Source organism: Candidatus Thiodiazotropha endolucinida (assembly GCF_001715975.1).
GTDB lineage: Bacteria > Pseudomonadota > Gammaproteobacteria > Chromatiales > Chromatiaceae > Thiodiazotropha > Thiodiazotropha endolucinida.
In genome coordinates this window covers 137,393-151,815 of sequence record NZ_MARB01000004.1, presented here as the reverse complement: position 1 = coordinate 151,815, position 14,423 = coordinate 137,393, and the positions used below count along the sequence as shown (strand labels likewise).

Here is a 14,423-nt window from a genome sequence, read left to right as displayed (position 1 = left end):
ACCGTTCTATGACAATTGAGTTCGTTCCTGCGAGGGCGTTGACATTTTCAGATTTCAAAAAGTGCTTCGATTATGAAGAAGACAGGTTATATGCATTACTTTTTGAACGAAATCAGAGCCTTATAGGGATCAGGCGAGAGAAGTTCGCTGTCAGGAATCTGAAAAAAATCTTCCGTGCCACGTTTAAATTGGTGCCCAAGATCGGATTTCAGGCGATGTCCCTGCGAGACCTTCTGGCCGAGACCGGTCTGAGCATGGGGGGTGTCTATTTGACGATCACCAACAAGGACAATATCGCGATCATCGTCAAAGATGCGGTTACCCTTGTGTGTGAAGATATCGTTGATAAGGCCAGGGCTGAGACCGATCCCGTTGTTGCCCTGGAAGTGATGGTCAAAGGTTATCTATACGCATCTCTGCTGCTGCAACCCTGGTTCTATTTTCTCTATTTCGAAACCCGCAGTCTGCCAATCAAACACCAGGAAGATTCCAAAAACCTCGAACGATCCCAGGTAGCGGAGCTGGAGAGGCTGATTGTGCGTCTACAGCAGAAGCCAGAGCGGGGCTACCCGGCGGACTTTCTTGCTACCATGGTATTGACCATGGTTCAGGAACGCTATTTGAAGCCATGGAAATATAAACAACCGGCATCAACGATTGATGAGTATGCCGAAAATTGCCTGCGTTTGATCCATCGCTCAATTCACCATTAAAAAGCATGGATTGGATCAGCACTGGAACCGTATCGGATACCCGCGGCATACCCAGTTCCGTCAGGGGTTCCGCGGATATCCCTTTACCCGGAATCATGCACAAGCTCTAATTCACTTTAGACGGATCTTAAATACCTTTTCCAGCAAGCCGATTGCTGTATTTCGGTCGCGACATCACACGTCCGGATTCAGCCTGCTACAAACCCGGGTTTTTGTTTCATCAATGCAAGACTGAAATTGACACTTTCGTGATTAACACGAGATACACCCGTGAATTTATCACTCCATCATTAACCCGGCACAGACAATTGTATTACATGGTTACTGGAGGATAAGAGAATGCGCAACAAGTTAACAATACTGGCGCTCGCTGGAGCATTTGCCACTACACCGACGCTCGCACAGGATCTGACTATTTCGATTACCAATCTGACGCATGGCAGTTATTTTACACCGTTTTTGGTGGCGGCGCATGCAAGCGGTAATCATATCTTTCAGCTGGGAACGACTGCCAGCACGAACCTGCAGGCAATGGCTGAAGGTGGTGATATTTCCGGATTATCAGCCGACATGGCTGCGGTCAATGCGGACTCGGTTGCAAATCCAGCCGGCGGATTATTGGCGCCGGGGGCAACGACCACCTTCGATCTCACTCACTCCGCGACAAATGATCACCTTTCACTTACTGCGATGATTCTACCGACCAACGATGGCTTTGTCGGTGCGGACTCTCTATCTATTCCGACCGCTGCAGGCACTTACCGTTATCAGTTGAATGCCTACGATGCCGGTACGGAAGCCAATGACGAAATTATCAATGGCGGCGGTGCGCCGGGTGTTGCGGGTGTGCCTGCGGATCCAGGCGGTCAGAACGGCACCGGTGCAACCGGCGTTACGACGGCGGAGACGAATGCCCATGTTCATATCCATCGCGGCGTATTGGGCGACAGCGGTGAATCAGCAGGTGTCAGTGATCTCAACAGCAGTGTGCATCGTTGGTTGAATCCTGTCGCCCAATTAGTCATCACGGTGAATTAGGGAGGCTGCTATGGATATGCTGAAATCGGCAACCCTGGCCTTACTTGTAACCGGCCCCCTACTCCTCACAGGTTGTCACCATAATGATGATGACAGTGATGACGATGACACTGGCCGTGTCAGTTATGAGTTAAGGGTGACAAACTTGACGGTGGCACAACCGCTCTCTCCGTTGGCCGTTGTATTGCATGACAGTGCCTATTCCATGTGGAGCGTGGGTTCGAGTGCCGGCGATGGACTTGAACAACTGGCCGAGGGGGGAGATAACACGGAGTTGCTATCGGAGGCGGCGAGCAGTTCGGCAGCGACCATGAGCGGAGGGGGTGTTATCGCACCTGGACAAAACGAAAGTCTCATTATCGAGGCCGATGAGATGAATGGTTTGGCGCTCTCCTTCGCATCCATGCTGGTCAACACCAATGATGCATTTACCGGGATAAATGCGGTCGATGTGTCAGACATGATGGCGGGTTCCAGTAAACAACTGTTTATTGCCGCCTATGATGCGGGCACCGAGGGGAACTCTGAACTGGCATCCACAGTACCGGGTCCGGCGGCGGGTGGTGAGGGCTATAACCCGGCTCGCGATGACCGAGACAGTGTCGGCGGTCATCCGGGAGTGGTGACGCATGACGATGGTTTGAGCGGCTCTGCATTGAACGAGTCGCACCGTTTCGATAATCCGGTAGCGCATGTGACGATTACGCGTATGAAATGACAACTCGAGGGCGGCTTTATTGTAAGCCGCCCGTTTCGATGCCTTGCAGGACTATCCGAACTTTATCCGTTCAGTGAGTGACTAAATACTGTCCGGTTAGCAGTGCAAAGGGTGATAACACTATATCCTCTGATCAGAAGAGAGGCTGAATGAGGCAATGCGTAAAATAGTATCAGTCGTGATTTTCAGCTTGATGGTTATATCGGCAACGGATTCGTTTGCCTTCGATCATGGTATTTGGAACACATTGCTACAGCAGCATGTTGTGCCGCAAAGAGGTGGCGTGGCCACCGCGGTGGACTATCAGGGTTTGAGTTCCGAGCGTAAGCGGCTGAAACAATATTTAACATTATTGACTGAGGTTGATAAAGAGACATTCAAAACATGGCCTGCATCCGAACAACTGGCCTTTTTAATCAATGCGTACAATGCCTGGACAGTGGAATTGATCTTAACCGCTTATCCGAAGATTTCATCCATCAAGGATTTGGGAGGGCTGTTCAGTTCACCATGGAAGAAAGCGTTTATCCCGCTGTTCGGTGAAAACAGGTCACTCGATGACATCGAACATGGAATGATCCGTAAAAAGGATCGATATAACGATCCCAGAATTCATTTCGCAGTCAACTGCGCCAGCATAGGCTGTCCGGCATTGCGTGCAGAGGCCTATACCGGTGAACGGCTTGAGATGCAGCTGCGTGAGCAGACTTCGCTGTTTCTTGCAGATAAAACACGCAATCGTTTTAGCGATGATCGTCTCGAAGTGTCATCCATATTCAAGTGGTATCATGACGATTTTGAGCGGGGTTGGAAGGATTATCATTCGTTAAGCGGCTTTTTTGCGGAATATAGCCAACAACTCGGTTTGTCGGCCGAAGATGAACAACGCCTCCGCGCAGGCAAAATCGATATTTCATTCCTCGATTATGATTGGCGGCTGAATTCCGCCCTCCGTTAAATACCCCGTTCACACTAGAGGACATCACTGGGTGATATACTCAATGCGAGTCAATCATAGGTTGTGTCAAACTGCCGTTGCCTGACGATCCGTGAATTCTGCCGGCAAGGAGAGCCAAATCTTGATTGGCCGGATTGGCATTCATATTCCAGCCGATGTATGGTAGACAACGGCCTACTGAGCTACTGATCCAACTAATCCGAGTCTTTTTGTTAGGGCCTGTTAACACTAATCAACCCACTATGACCAGGCGAAAGAGATACAGGAAGAAAGCGGGTGCCGCCGTATCCGCTGTCAGGCTCGATCTTGACACCGATGGTTTTACCTATCGGAAATGGGGTGGAATGCAAAAGTGCAAGCCCGGGGATTGGTTGGTCGATAACGGGGGAGATATCTATACGGTGGATGTCGATACCTTTGCCAATACCTACACCGAGACCAGTCCTGGTCGCTTTGTAAAGACCGCTGAAGTCTGGGCGGAAATTGCTGAAGAGGATGGCGTTATAAAAACCCTGGAAGGGGAAACCCGATACTCGGCCGGTGATTATGTGGTGTATAACGATGAGCGGGGAATGGATGGCTATGCCGTTGACCGTAAAGCATTCGAGTCGATGTATGAGCCGTGTTGAACGGATGATCTGAATCCGAGTCCATGTCTGCATCTGAGAACAGACGCAACAATACAGGCAGGCGATTGGCATCACGAATCATAAGTGCTGCAACTCTGCTTCTTGGCCTATTTCTGATTCACCTTTGGCAGACGAGGGATCTTGCCGAAGGACCTGCACCTGCCCTTTCAGGGCATACCTTGCAAGGTGAGTGGTTGGATATTGGTAAATTCACGGAACGGCCTTTGTTGGTTCATTTCTGGGCCAGTTGGTGTCCGATATGCAAAGTCGAATCGGGGGGGATCGAATCCCTGTCGAAGGACTATCCCGTGGTCACTGTCGCTATGCAGTCCGGCAGTGAGAATGATGTCACAGAATTCCTTAGACAAAATCAACTTCGATTCCCAGTCATTAACGATCCCGATGGTAAGCTGGCGAGTGCCTGGCGGGTCACGGGTGTGCCGACCAGCTATATTATCGGCCGTGATGGCAGAGTCAGGTTCTCTAGTGTTGGTTATACCCTGCCGCTGACGCTTCGCATGCGTCTCTGGCTGGCTGAAATCTGGTAGACTATCAACTGCATGACGGGCAGCTGGAGCGGCTCAACAGGCCCTAGGGTGCCTGGTTAATAGATGCGCCTATTCTGAGGAGAAGTGAGTTATGGCGATAAGGCTGAGGTTGTTGTCTCTCATTTTGGTGAGTTTGTTCTATTCAGGTTGTGCTTCGACCCCGACCCTTTCCAGATCCCAGGTATTCGAAGAATATGAACGGATTTCATATCTCCAGAGACGTATGAACGAGGATAGGGTGAACGATTTGTTCGATCTTGCACCTGTGGGATTTGCCGCTGCGCAATCGAAGCTGGCGGAAGCGATTGTGCTGGGCCAGAAAAGGAACGATGCCGGGGTGGCGGAGAAGGTGGCCGAGGTGGATCAGCTTCTCGATAAGGCGGAGTCGGATGCAACCCGCTCCAAGCGACTGATGCGCGAAGTGCTTGAAGCACGCCAGTTGGCAATCGCTGCAGGCGCCGATACCATGCTGAAGGAGCGCTTCGAACTGCTCGATGAAAAATTGCGCAAAGCCTCCACCCTGGTTGAAAAGGGTGATATCGAGGATGCAAAGAAATGGCGGCCCGAAATGTTGCAGGGTTACTCGGATGTGGAACTGGATGCCCTGAAACAAGATGCCACAGAAAATGCCCGTCAGGATATTGCCCAGGCCACCGAAAGTGAAGCGGATGAATATTCACCAAAGACCCTGAAACGCGCCCTCGAGGAGTTGGCGCTCTCGGTTGCGGTCCTGGAGACCAACAGGACACAGAGAGAAAAGGCTAAAAATCACGCCTTGCAGGCCAGTCGATTGGCCAGACGCAGTGTCGAGATCACGGAAATGATCAAAGACTTCAAACGCCGTGAATACACCATGGAGGAGATCATTCTCTGGTACCAGAAACAGATCAGCCTGATTAGTGAACCGACCGGAGATGAATTGCACTTTGACCAGCCCAACCATGAGGTGGTCACAGCATTGCGAAACAAACTGGTCAATTATACAGAGATACAACAGGCTGAACTGGCGACAAGGATGGATTTACAGAGTCGGCTCGAGGCGGTGGAACGGGAGAATCGTGAAGCACAAGCGCGTTTCGACAAGATCCAGGATCTTTTTTCTTCATACGAGGCCAATGTCTACAGGCAGGGACACAATGTACTGCTTGAATTGCGCGCCTTTAACTTTCCCAGTGGTGGAAGTGATATCCAATCGGAGAATTTTGCCTTGCTTGACAAAATTGTAACCGCTGTAAAGTCCTTTCCGAATCCGGACGTTGTTGTCTCAGGACATACCGATTCAGTGGGTGGAGCGGATGTCAATCAACAACTTTCACAGCGACGTGCTGAAACAGTGGCATCATTCCTGGAAAAAGTAGGCGGTGTTGCCAGGAATCATATTACGGCAATCGGCTATGGCGAATCCCGCCCAGTGGCCAATAATGAGACTGAACGAGGACGGAAGAGCAATCGGCGAATCGAAGTGTTGATCATTAATGAATAACAATAACGAGGTATCTGAATCGAATAACAGTTATTCGGTTGCAATCACGGGTTCTGGTGGAAGTGGCGCGGTAACGGCCGGACGAATTGTCTTGGAGGCGGCGGCGCGCTGTGGTTATCTGGGCTTGATGACACGATCGGCCGGACCGCAGATTCGCGGCGGTGAGTCCGCGGCAATGGTTCGCTTCAGTCCCGATCCCGTGGAATGCATGGGGAATCACTTCGATCTCCTGGTTGCACTTGACTGGCTGAATATAGATCGTTTTGCCGATGAAATTCCGCTTACGGATAAAAGCCTGATTCTCTGTGATCCTGCCGCCGGGGATGTGCCTGCGCAATTACGCAGTAACGGCGCTGAAATCAGGGAGGTTCCATTCAAGGTTTTTGCCTCCGGTTTGCCTGAGGGTCGTATCAATATGGTTGCGTTGGGAGCGATGGCGATGATCTGCGGTTTGCAGCTCGAAGCCTTGGAGGCCAGCGTCAAACAGATATTGCAGAGAAAGGGCGGGGAGGTGGTGGAATCCGCATTAAGGGCCTTGAGTCTTGGCTACAATCATGACCGGCGTCCTGTAAAGGCGCCATTGCTGCCGGGTGAACGATACGATGTTTGGAGTATAACCGGCAACCAGGCTTGTGGCGTCGGTGCCCTGCGCGGTGGGGTGAGGTTCGTTGCGGCCTATCCAATCACACCGGCCAGCGAGATGCTTGAGTGGTTGGCGCCGCGATTGGAAAAACTGGGCGGCTCGCTGCTACAGGCGGAGGATGAACTGGCCTCCATCAATATGATTATCGGCGCCTCGTTTGGTGGCGTGCCTTCTCTCACCGCCACCTCGGGTCCCGGTTTAAGCCTGATGGTCGAGGGCTTGGGACTGGCGCTTGTCAGTGAGACCCCGGTGACGGTCGTCAATGTGATGAGAGGTGGACCCTCGACCGGCATACCCACCAAGTCGGAACAGGCCGATCTCGATATCGCGCTCTATGGTCTGCATGGCGATGCGCCACATCTGGTATTTGCCCCTCTTTCCATACACGATTGTGTCTTCACCACCCAATGGGCTGTGCAACTGGCGGAACATCTGCAGACTATTTCCGTGGTGCTCTCAGATCAATCCCTGGGACAGTCACAGGCGATTATCGAGATCCCTCCCGTACCGGATATGCCTTGGCGGCGTGCGATAGAGGAGGCGCCCGATGCCGACTATATGCGCTATCGCGTTACAGCGGACAGTATCTCCCCGATGACGCTTCCCGGCACGCCGGGGGGCATGTATACAGCCGATGGGCTGGAACACAATGAACACGGTACACCTTCGAGCATGGCCGTTGACCATCGAGAGCAACTCAACAAGCGCCTGAACAAGCTTGAGGAATTCGATTATGGCGATGATTGGGCGGAGATCGAGGGGCAAGGGGATGCGTGTATTATCACTTGGGGATCGAGCACAGGTGTGGTCAAGGAGGCAAGAAAAAAACTACGGTGGCAGAGCAGAGACATCAGGATCATTGCAATCCGTCTGCTTGCCCCGTTGCAGAAGCAGAAACTGAGCCGGGCCATAGGCGGGGCAGGCAGGATACTTGTGGTTGAACAGAATCACAGTGGCCAGCTGTTTCGCTATCTGCGTGCCCAGGGTGTGTTACCCAAGCAGGCAGAGTCCCTGGCGCAACCGGGGCCCTTGCCTCTCCGTTCTGGGCGGATCATCAGGTTGCTTACCGCTAAGGATGAGTGAGGATGCAATGGGCTTGTGTGAATCTCGATTGGGAAGCTGAGGAATGTGCTGAGCTTCCCTTAATCTGTAGCTACGAGGAGTGCGGAAGATGCCGGTACCAGCATTGAAGGCGAAGGACTACAAATCGGGCATTAAACCGGTATGGTGCCCTGGTTGCGGACATTTTGCCGTCTTGGCGGCCCTGACAAAGGCAATGGCCCATCTTGGGTTCGAAAAAGAGCGTGTGGCAGTCGTCTCGGGTATCGGCTGTTCCTCGCGTCTGCCCGCCTATATAGACAGTTATGGCTTTCATGGTATCCATGGCCGTGCACTGGCGGCGGCCTCGGGACTCAAGGCGGCAAGACCCGACTTGACCGTTGTGGTTGCCGGGGGTGACGGTGATGGCTTCTCAATTGGCGGTAATCACTTTCTGCATGCCTGCCGGCGCAATATGGATATGACCTACATCGTGATGGATAACGAGGTCTATGGCATGACCAAAGGCCAGGCATCCCCGACAACAAGACCGACATGGACCCAGAGTAAAATGACACCCCACGGTACGGGTATACCCCGTTTCAACCCGGCGGCCATCGCTTTGGCGGCCGGGGCCGGATTTATCGCCCGGGGCTACTCAGGCGAGCCGGCGGAAATGACCCGACTGTTGGTCGAAGCGATCGAGTATCCCGGGTTCGCATTCGTCCAGGTGTTGAGCGGTTGCGTGACCTTTCGTCCGGATCAACGGGGATGGAAAGAGGTCGTTCACCCCTTTATCAACGATGTGCCCACTGAAGACAGGATCAAGGCTGCGCAGATCATACAGGCGGACGAGGGCAAGGCGACAGGTATCATATACGCCTCTCCCTTTCCAGTCTGGCAGCCTGAAAATAAGCAGGTTACAGAACTGAATCTCTTCGAGGAGGAGTTTTGTATATGAGTGATAATCCAGAGATAGTGATTGAAACAGTGGGAGAGTTTCTGGTTCATGCCCTTGAGCTGGAAGAGGCTTCCAGCGACCATTATGATGAGCTGGCGGACAGCATGGAGATACACAACAATCTTAAGGTTGCCGAGCTGTTCAGGAAGCTGGGAGACTATAGCCGGCAGCACGCAAAAGAGGTGCATGAGCGTACAGCAGGCATCGAACTGCCGAAGATAACGCCGTGGGATTTCAAGTGGAAGTGCCCCTCTTCACCGGAATCGTTCTGTATGGAAGAGGCGAGCTATATGATGACCATTACCCAGGCGATGGAGATCGCGCTGTTCAATGAGACCCGTGGCAGGGATTTCTACCAGCAGGTTGCCGACAACACACCGAACGATGAGGTGCGAAGGATCGCATTGGAGATGGTCGAGGAGGAGGGTTGGCATGTGGAGATGCTGCGGGAGTGGCAAACCAGTCTGCAAGAGGAGCCGCCGCTGGACGATCTTGATCCGCCCAACATGCCAGAATGAGGTTTCACACTCTGCCTAAACAGATGTCATGTCACCGGCGATGTCTGCGATATACCTATGAAACTAAGCCAAACCGGCTGTCAGTCATATCTGCCAACGTCATATCAGAGGCCCCAACCTGTACCTGATGAAATGGGCTGGTGAATCCGTTCAACCTGTCCATCGTTGATGTCTAGCCGGCTTCCAAATGGGTGTCACTGACGGATTTGCTCTCCCTCTCTATCTTTTGCTGCTCTTCTTGCTCCAACAACCTCAAAAGTTGGCCGAAGTAATGGCTGAGATAGGTGGATGCATTCAATGTGAACCATATGAATGTAAAGATCGAGGCGTAGACTTTCACTTCGAACATGGCGCCTTCTCTATCCAGTTCCAAAAGCTTGGCGACATTTATCGGATCGATGAAGGTGAAAAATATAATGGTGAGTAGACCTGCGATGATGGCGCTGGTCCAGAGATATCCTATCAGGCACTTACATTTCAACAAACTGAGCATTCATATTCCTCCAGTTGGTCTTTGTATCTTCCCGGTGTTGCCAGGCTTATCGTTATAGTGTCTGTGCAAAGGTTAACAGGCAGACAGAGTGATATTACCATTTCTTAATTCAGGGAATCGGTGCCAGCTCTTTTTACAACGCTTTAAGCATGCCTTAAGTATCATTCGCTAGTATTTTAACGATTATGCATGGTATGGGTGGAGGTCTGCAATTGATCACTCGCTTCAATCTGTGGATGGTGGTGCAATGGAAGGTTTTTCCAGAATCATGCGATGACAAGGAGGATGTTGTTTAAATGTTTAATTTTTTTGAAAAAAATCTGGAGAAAAGACTCCTTTGCAACCATCTGCTTTCTGTCGGACTGGAGCTCAGTGAGATGCCGCCTGGACTTGCCAGGCAACTTCTGCAGATAGTGCATCAACAGGTGACATCGGTATCGAGAAAATATAAACAGCCTGTCCATATCGTCTCCGAGAGCATTATCTGTTCCGCCACCTGGGGTATCGCTTATTGTCTGTTGGGTCCAAGTAAACTGCTCGACGTCTACCCTGAATTCAAGGATAGGACGGAAGAGACTGAGATGGAGTTGTTGCTGTTTCAGGGCGGCAACAGTTCAGAAAACAATATCTATCAACAGATATTTAGGCTTCTGCTTGTTACACCGTACTGCCATCCTGAAGTTAAGACTCTGTGCGAACAGACACGCTTGGCATCAGTAAAGAGTATCCCAGGTGTGTTTGACAACAGCTTAATGTCGCTGCATTGATTGCTGAAATCAGTCAGCTGTGTAAAACCTCCAATTCACGCTTTTCTCATTGTCACCAGAGGCGGGGTGTTGAGCAGTGATCGGCTGGCCAGGGTACCCGCAATACCGACACATACCGCGCCTCCCAGCAAGGCGGCAAGCCACATCGAAATATTGAGTTCCCAGGGTAGATTGAATACCGCATTTGCCAGTGAATAACTGATCGCACTGGCCAATGCAGCTGATATCAGGCCCGCCAACCCACCGAGCAGAGCGAATTCCAGCAAGGTGGAGAGCAGCAGGATGCTACGTTTGACACCGAGTGTGCGTAATACGGCGGTTTCCTGTACCTTCAGTTCATGGCTTGCCTGAATGCCTGTGTAGAGTACGATCAGTCCGGCGGCAAGGGTAAACAGGAAAACCGACTCTACCGCCAGGGCGCCGCGATCCATAATGCTACGCACCTGCGTCATCAGTGCAGTGACGTCCAGTGCCGTGATACTGGGGAAACGTTGGATCAGACTGTGCAGGACCTGCCTCTTTTCAGCAGGCAGATAGAAGCTGGTGATGTAGGTGGCCGGTTGTTGGACCAGTAATCCCGGTGTACCGATAACAAAGAAATTAACATTGAAGGAGTCCCATTCCACCGAACGAAGGTTTTCTACACGGCCCATAACGCGGCTGCCGGCAACCTCGAACTCCAGCTCCGTGCCGAGGGGTATCCCCAGGGTCTCCGCCAATCCCAGCTCCACCGAGAACCAAGATTCATTCCGCTGCGATTCCGACCACCAACGGCCAGAGACGATTTTATTGTCGCGCTGGGGCTGAGTTGCATGGCTTATGTTGAAATCCCTGGTTGCAAGCCGCTGAGCCCTGGGATTGTCGTAATCGTCGCGACTGACAGGATCCCCATTAATACTGACCAGACGGCCGCGGATCATGGGAAACAGTCCATTCGTCATGATGCCGCCCTGGGCCAGCAGATCACGCACGGCTTCAACCTCATCGGGCTGGATATTGATCAGAAACTGGTTGGGGCTGTCGTCGGGAAGCGCGCCCTGCCAACTGGATAACAGATCGACCCTGACAATCGCCAGCAGCAATAACACTGTGAAACCCAAACCGAAACCGGTCAGCTGCATGGTGGTTGTGGCTGGATTGCGTGACAGGCTGGCCAGCCCATAGCGCCATGAACCGGCCGTAAGATGCCGTAACGGCGCCAGTACAAAGACCAGCAGGCGCGAAATCAAAAGCAGAATTGTCAGTCCGGCCAGGAGACCGGAAATCAGGCGCAAGGCCATCTCGTCATTGCCGATTTGCCATACCAGCAATATGCTCAATGAGAGCAGGGCAGCCATGAGAAACAGCCTGTAGCTGATGGGCGGTGCGTCCAGGTGACGTCTGAACACTCGCAATGGAGGCACTTCGCCGAGGCGAATGATAGAGGGTAGGGAGAAACCGATCAGCACCAGAATGCCGGTGATAAGACCCGATACCAGGGGCCAGGCCGTTGGCGCCGGGATCTGGCTGGTGAACCAGTGACCGATCAGTCGAATAAGCAGGGTCTGTACGCCTAATCCGGTGAATACGCCGATGAGGCTGGCGATCAGCCCAAGACTCAACAGGCGCAGAATGAATATCCGGGTGACTTGCCGGCGACTGGCGCCAAGGCATCTCAGCAGGGCACTGCTATCCGACTGCCGTTCCACAAAACGGCGGCTGGAGAGTGCTACGGCCACCATGCACAATAGGATGGCGGTGGCGGCGGCAAGGCGCAGAAAGCGCCCCCCCTGGTCCAGAGCACTACGCAGTTCCGGCCGGGCCGAGCGGATATCCTCAACCTGTAGACCACCGATATTCTGGTCTTCCACCCAATACCGGTAGTCGCTCATCTCAGAAGGGGGACCCGCTATCAGCAAGTAGTGCCTGACCCGGCTTGCGGGACCCAGCAAGCCGGTCTCCTCGATATCGCCGAGGGGGACCAGCAGCCGGGGTGCCAGTTGAAACAGATTGGCTGAACGGTCCGGTTCATAGACGATGATGCGACTGACCCGGAAACTGCGTTTCCCCACTTTGATCTGATCACCGATAGCGACACCCAGCAGGGGCAGCAGGCGTTCTTCCAGCCATGCCTCGCCCGAAGCCGGTACGGTATCGGCAACACGGTCCGCTCCTGTCACGCTGTCTCGAACCCGCATCTTTCCACGCAGTGGGTAGGTGTCGGAGACCCCTTTTACCTGGACCAGCTGGGTCGAGTCGCGATGCAGGATGACGCTGGGGAAGCTGAGGGTCGTGGCATGAGCGAGCTGTCTTCGTTCCGCTTCCTGAAGAAGAAACCCGGGCAGTGGCTGGTTGCTCTCGACCCTCAGATCGGCCGCCAGCACCTCGCTCGCCTGGCGTGCCATGGCGCGCTCAATGCGGTCGGTAAAGAAACCCACCGAAGTCACCGAGGCCACGGCGATCACCACTGCAATAGCCAATAACCTAAGCTCCCCGGCACGCCAATCCCGGCGCAGCAATCTCAATGCAAAACGGAGTGAGTTCAAGCTTCGCTCTCCAGCATGCCGTCGCGGAGATAGAGGCGACGATCACAGCGACCGGCCAGCATCTCGTCGTGGGTCACCAGAATCAGTACGGTTTGGCTCTGCTCCTGCAGTTTGAAAAGCAGATCGGCCACCCGTTCTCCGGTATGGGCATCCAGGTTGGCGGTCGGTTCGTCCGCAAACAGTATCCTGGGATCCGGGGCAAATGCGCGTGCCAACGCCACTCGCTGTTGTTCACCTCCAGAAAGTTGGGAAGGGTAGTGGTGCAGGCGCAGCGCCAGTCCGGCTTGTGACAGGGCGGCCTTGGCCGCCTGTTCGGGATCCTGATGCCCCGCCAGTTCGAGGGGTAACATGACATTCTCCAGGGCAGTCATGCCGGAGAGCAGTTGGAATGACTGGAAAACAAAGCCCACCTTGCCGGCACGCAGCGCGGCACGACCATCCTCATCCAATCCGCTCAAGGGGGTGTCGAACAGTCTGACCTCACCGGAGGAGGCCTGGTCCAAACCGGCCAGCAATCCCAGTAGCGTGGATTTACCCGAACCCGAGGCGCCGAGGATCGCCACTGCCTCGCCGGGTGATACCTCCAGGTCGATCCGCTGCAGGATATCTATCCGGCCTGCAGCTGTCTCGACGAACTTCACCAGGCCACTTGCGGTCACAGGGTGTTGATTGGATGATGGTTGCAACATGAAAAAAATCCTACAGCTGTTATTAATGTTCTCTCTGACTTGGCCGGTGGCGCTGATTGCGGCGATGCCCAAAATATTGGTTGTCGGTGACAGTTTGAGTGCCGGGTATGGTGTCACCACCGAGCGGCGATGGGTGACACTCCTGACAATGCGTCTCGAAAAGCATTGTGACTCCTTCAGCGTGGTCAATGCCAGTATCAGCGGTGATACGAGCAAGGGTGGGCTGAGCCGACTTCCGGCACTTCTGACCAATCACCGACCCGATATCGTCGTTATCGAACTTGGCGGCAATGACGGTTTACGTGGTATCGCCATCAAAACCATGCGGCACAATCTGCAACAGATGGTGCATCTTGCCAAACAGAGCAATGCCTCAGTGCTACTGTTGGGTGTCCGCCTGCCGGCGAACTATGGCGAGGATTTCGTCAATGCCTTCCACCAAGTCTATTATGATGTCGCCGAAGCGGAATCAGTTCCCCTGGTGCCTTTCTTTTTGCAGGATGTGGCCCTGGATAACCAGCTTATGCAAGCCGATGGCGTCCATCCCAATGACCGGGCCCAGCCTGTCCTGTTGGACAATGTTTGGCCGGAGCTACGCTCGATAATTATCGATAGAGGCCTGGTGGTTGGTTGTAATTGACAAATAATGGGATTCAAGCTTTTATGGCCCGGAATTATGGGTATAATCCCCAGCTCTTATGG

15 protein-coding genes are annotated in these 14,423 nt (G+C 53.1%); 12 read left to right on the top strand and 3 right to left on the bottom strand.

The features are described 5' to 3' along the window. Window positions 1–215 precede the first annotated feature (215 nt). From CODIS_RS04540 to CODIS_RS04495, 10 genes are all read left to right on the top strand, one after another. On the top strand, window positions 216–713 hold the full coding sequence (locus tag CODIS_RS04540) for a TetR/AcrR family transcriptional regulator (protein WP_154723006.1): 498 nt from the start codon (window positions 216–218) through the stop codon (window positions 711–713). 339 nt (window positions 714–1,052) lie between these two features. Beyond that, window positions 1,053–1,751 carry a spondin domain-containing protein gene (locus CODIS_RS04535; RefSeq protein ID WP_069121694.1) on the top strand — a complete coding sequence of 233 codons (699 nt, stop codon included), beginning with the start codon at window positions 1,053–1,055 and terminating at the stop codon, window positions 1,749–1,751. 10 nt (window positions 1,752–1,761) lie between these two features. Further along, window positions 1,762–2,469: a spondin domain-containing protein gene (locus CODIS_RS04530; RefSeq protein WP_201259007.1), complete on the top strand. Its 708-nt coding sequence runs from the start codon at window positions 1,762–1,764 to the stop codon at window positions 2,467–2,469. Between the two features lie 157 nt (window positions 2,470–2,626). Then, a complete protein-coding gene (locus tag CODIS_RS04525; protein ID WP_069121693.1) occupies window positions 2,627–3,427 on the top strand; it encodes a DUF547 domain-containing protein in 801 nt (266 codons plus the stop codon). 242 nt (window positions 3,428–3,669) lie between these two features. Further along, window positions 3,670–4,056, top strand: a complete 387-nt coding sequence (locus tag CODIS_RS04520) for a hypothetical protein (protein ID WP_069121692.1) — start codon at window positions 3,670–3,672, stop codon at window positions 4,054–4,056. A gap of 23 nt (window positions 4,057–4,079) precedes the next feature. Continuing rightward, entirely contained in the window at window positions 4,080–4,604 is a 525-nt protein-coding gene (locus CODIS_RS04515; RefSeq protein WP_083220549.1) for a protein disulfide oxidoreductase, read from the top strand. Between the two features lie 223 nt (window positions 4,605–4,827). Further along, window positions 4,828–6,087, top strand: coding sequence for an OmpA family protein (locus CODIS_RS04510; protein ID WP_162420135.1), 1,260 nt, complete (start codon window positions 4,828–4,830; stop codon window positions 6,085–6,087). Further along, window positions 6,080–7,813: a 2-oxoacid:acceptor oxidoreductase subunit alpha gene (locus CODIS_RS04505; protein ID WP_069121690.1), complete on the top strand. Its 1,734-nt coding sequence runs from the start codon at window positions 6,080–6,082 to the stop codon at window positions 7,811–7,813. The genes CODIS_RS04510 and CODIS_RS04505 overlap by 8 nt, the downstream gene beginning before the upstream one ends. A gap of 88 nt (window positions 7,814–7,901) precedes the next feature. Then, window positions 7,902–8,729 carry a 2-oxoacid:ferredoxin oxidoreductase subunit beta gene (locus CODIS_RS04500; protein WP_069121689.1) on the top strand — a complete coding sequence of 276 codons (828 nt, stop codon included), beginning with the start codon at window positions 7,902–7,904 and terminating at the stop codon, window positions 8,727–8,729. Then, a complete protein-coding gene (locus CODIS_RS04495) occupies window positions 8,726–9,247 on the top strand; it encodes a ferritin-like domain-containing protein (protein ID WP_083220548.1) in 522 nt (173 codons plus the stop codon). Before CODIS_RS04500 ends, CODIS_RS04495 begins: the two co-directional genes overlap by 4 nt. A gap of 172 nt (window positions 9,248–9,419) precedes the next feature. On the opposite strand, the gene CODIS_RS04490 is transcribed toward CODIS_RS04495, so the two are convergent. Further along, entirely contained in the window at window positions 9,420–9,740 is a 321-nt protein-coding gene (locus CODIS_RS04490; RefSeq protein WP_069121688.1) for a hypothetical protein, read from the bottom strand. 296 nt (window positions 9,741–10,036) lie between these two features. On the opposite strand from CODIS_RS04490, the gene CODIS_RS04485 reads away from it, so the two are divergent. Further along, window positions 10,037–10,507, top strand: coding sequence for a hypothetical protein (locus tag CODIS_RS04485; RefSeq protein ID WP_069121687.1), 471 nt, complete (start codon window positions 10,037–10,039; stop codon window positions 10,505–10,507). Between the two features lie 35 nt (window positions 10,508–10,542). Here the strand turns inward: CODIS_RS04485 and CODIS_RS04480 are convergent, their stop codons facing one another. Next, the gene (locus tag CODIS_RS04480) at window positions 10,543–13,032 is read right to left on the bottom strand and encodes an ABC transporter permease (protein ID WP_069121686.1); all 2,490 of its coding nucleotides are present in this window, start codon (window positions 13,030–13,032) and stop codon (window positions 10,543–10,545) included. Continuing rightward, on the bottom strand, window positions 13,029–13,721 hold the full coding sequence (locus CODIS_RS04475; RefSeq protein WP_069121685.1) for an ABC transporter ATP-binding protein: 693 nt from the start codon (window positions 13,719–13,721) through the stop codon (window positions 13,029–13,031). Before CODIS_RS04475 ends, CODIS_RS04480 begins: the two co-directional genes overlap by 4 nt. On the opposite strand from CODIS_RS04475, the gene CODIS_RS04470 reads away from it, so the two are divergent. After that, window positions 13,720–14,361 carry an arylesterase gene (locus CODIS_RS04470; RefSeq protein ID WP_069121684.1) on the top strand — a complete coding sequence of 214 codons (642 nt, stop codon included), beginning with the start codon at window positions 13,720–13,722 and terminating at the stop codon, window positions 14,359–14,361. The two genes, CODIS_RS04475 and CODIS_RS04470, sit on opposite strands and share 2 nt — an antisense overlap. The last annotated feature ends 62 nt before the right edge of the window (window positions 14,362–14,423 follow it).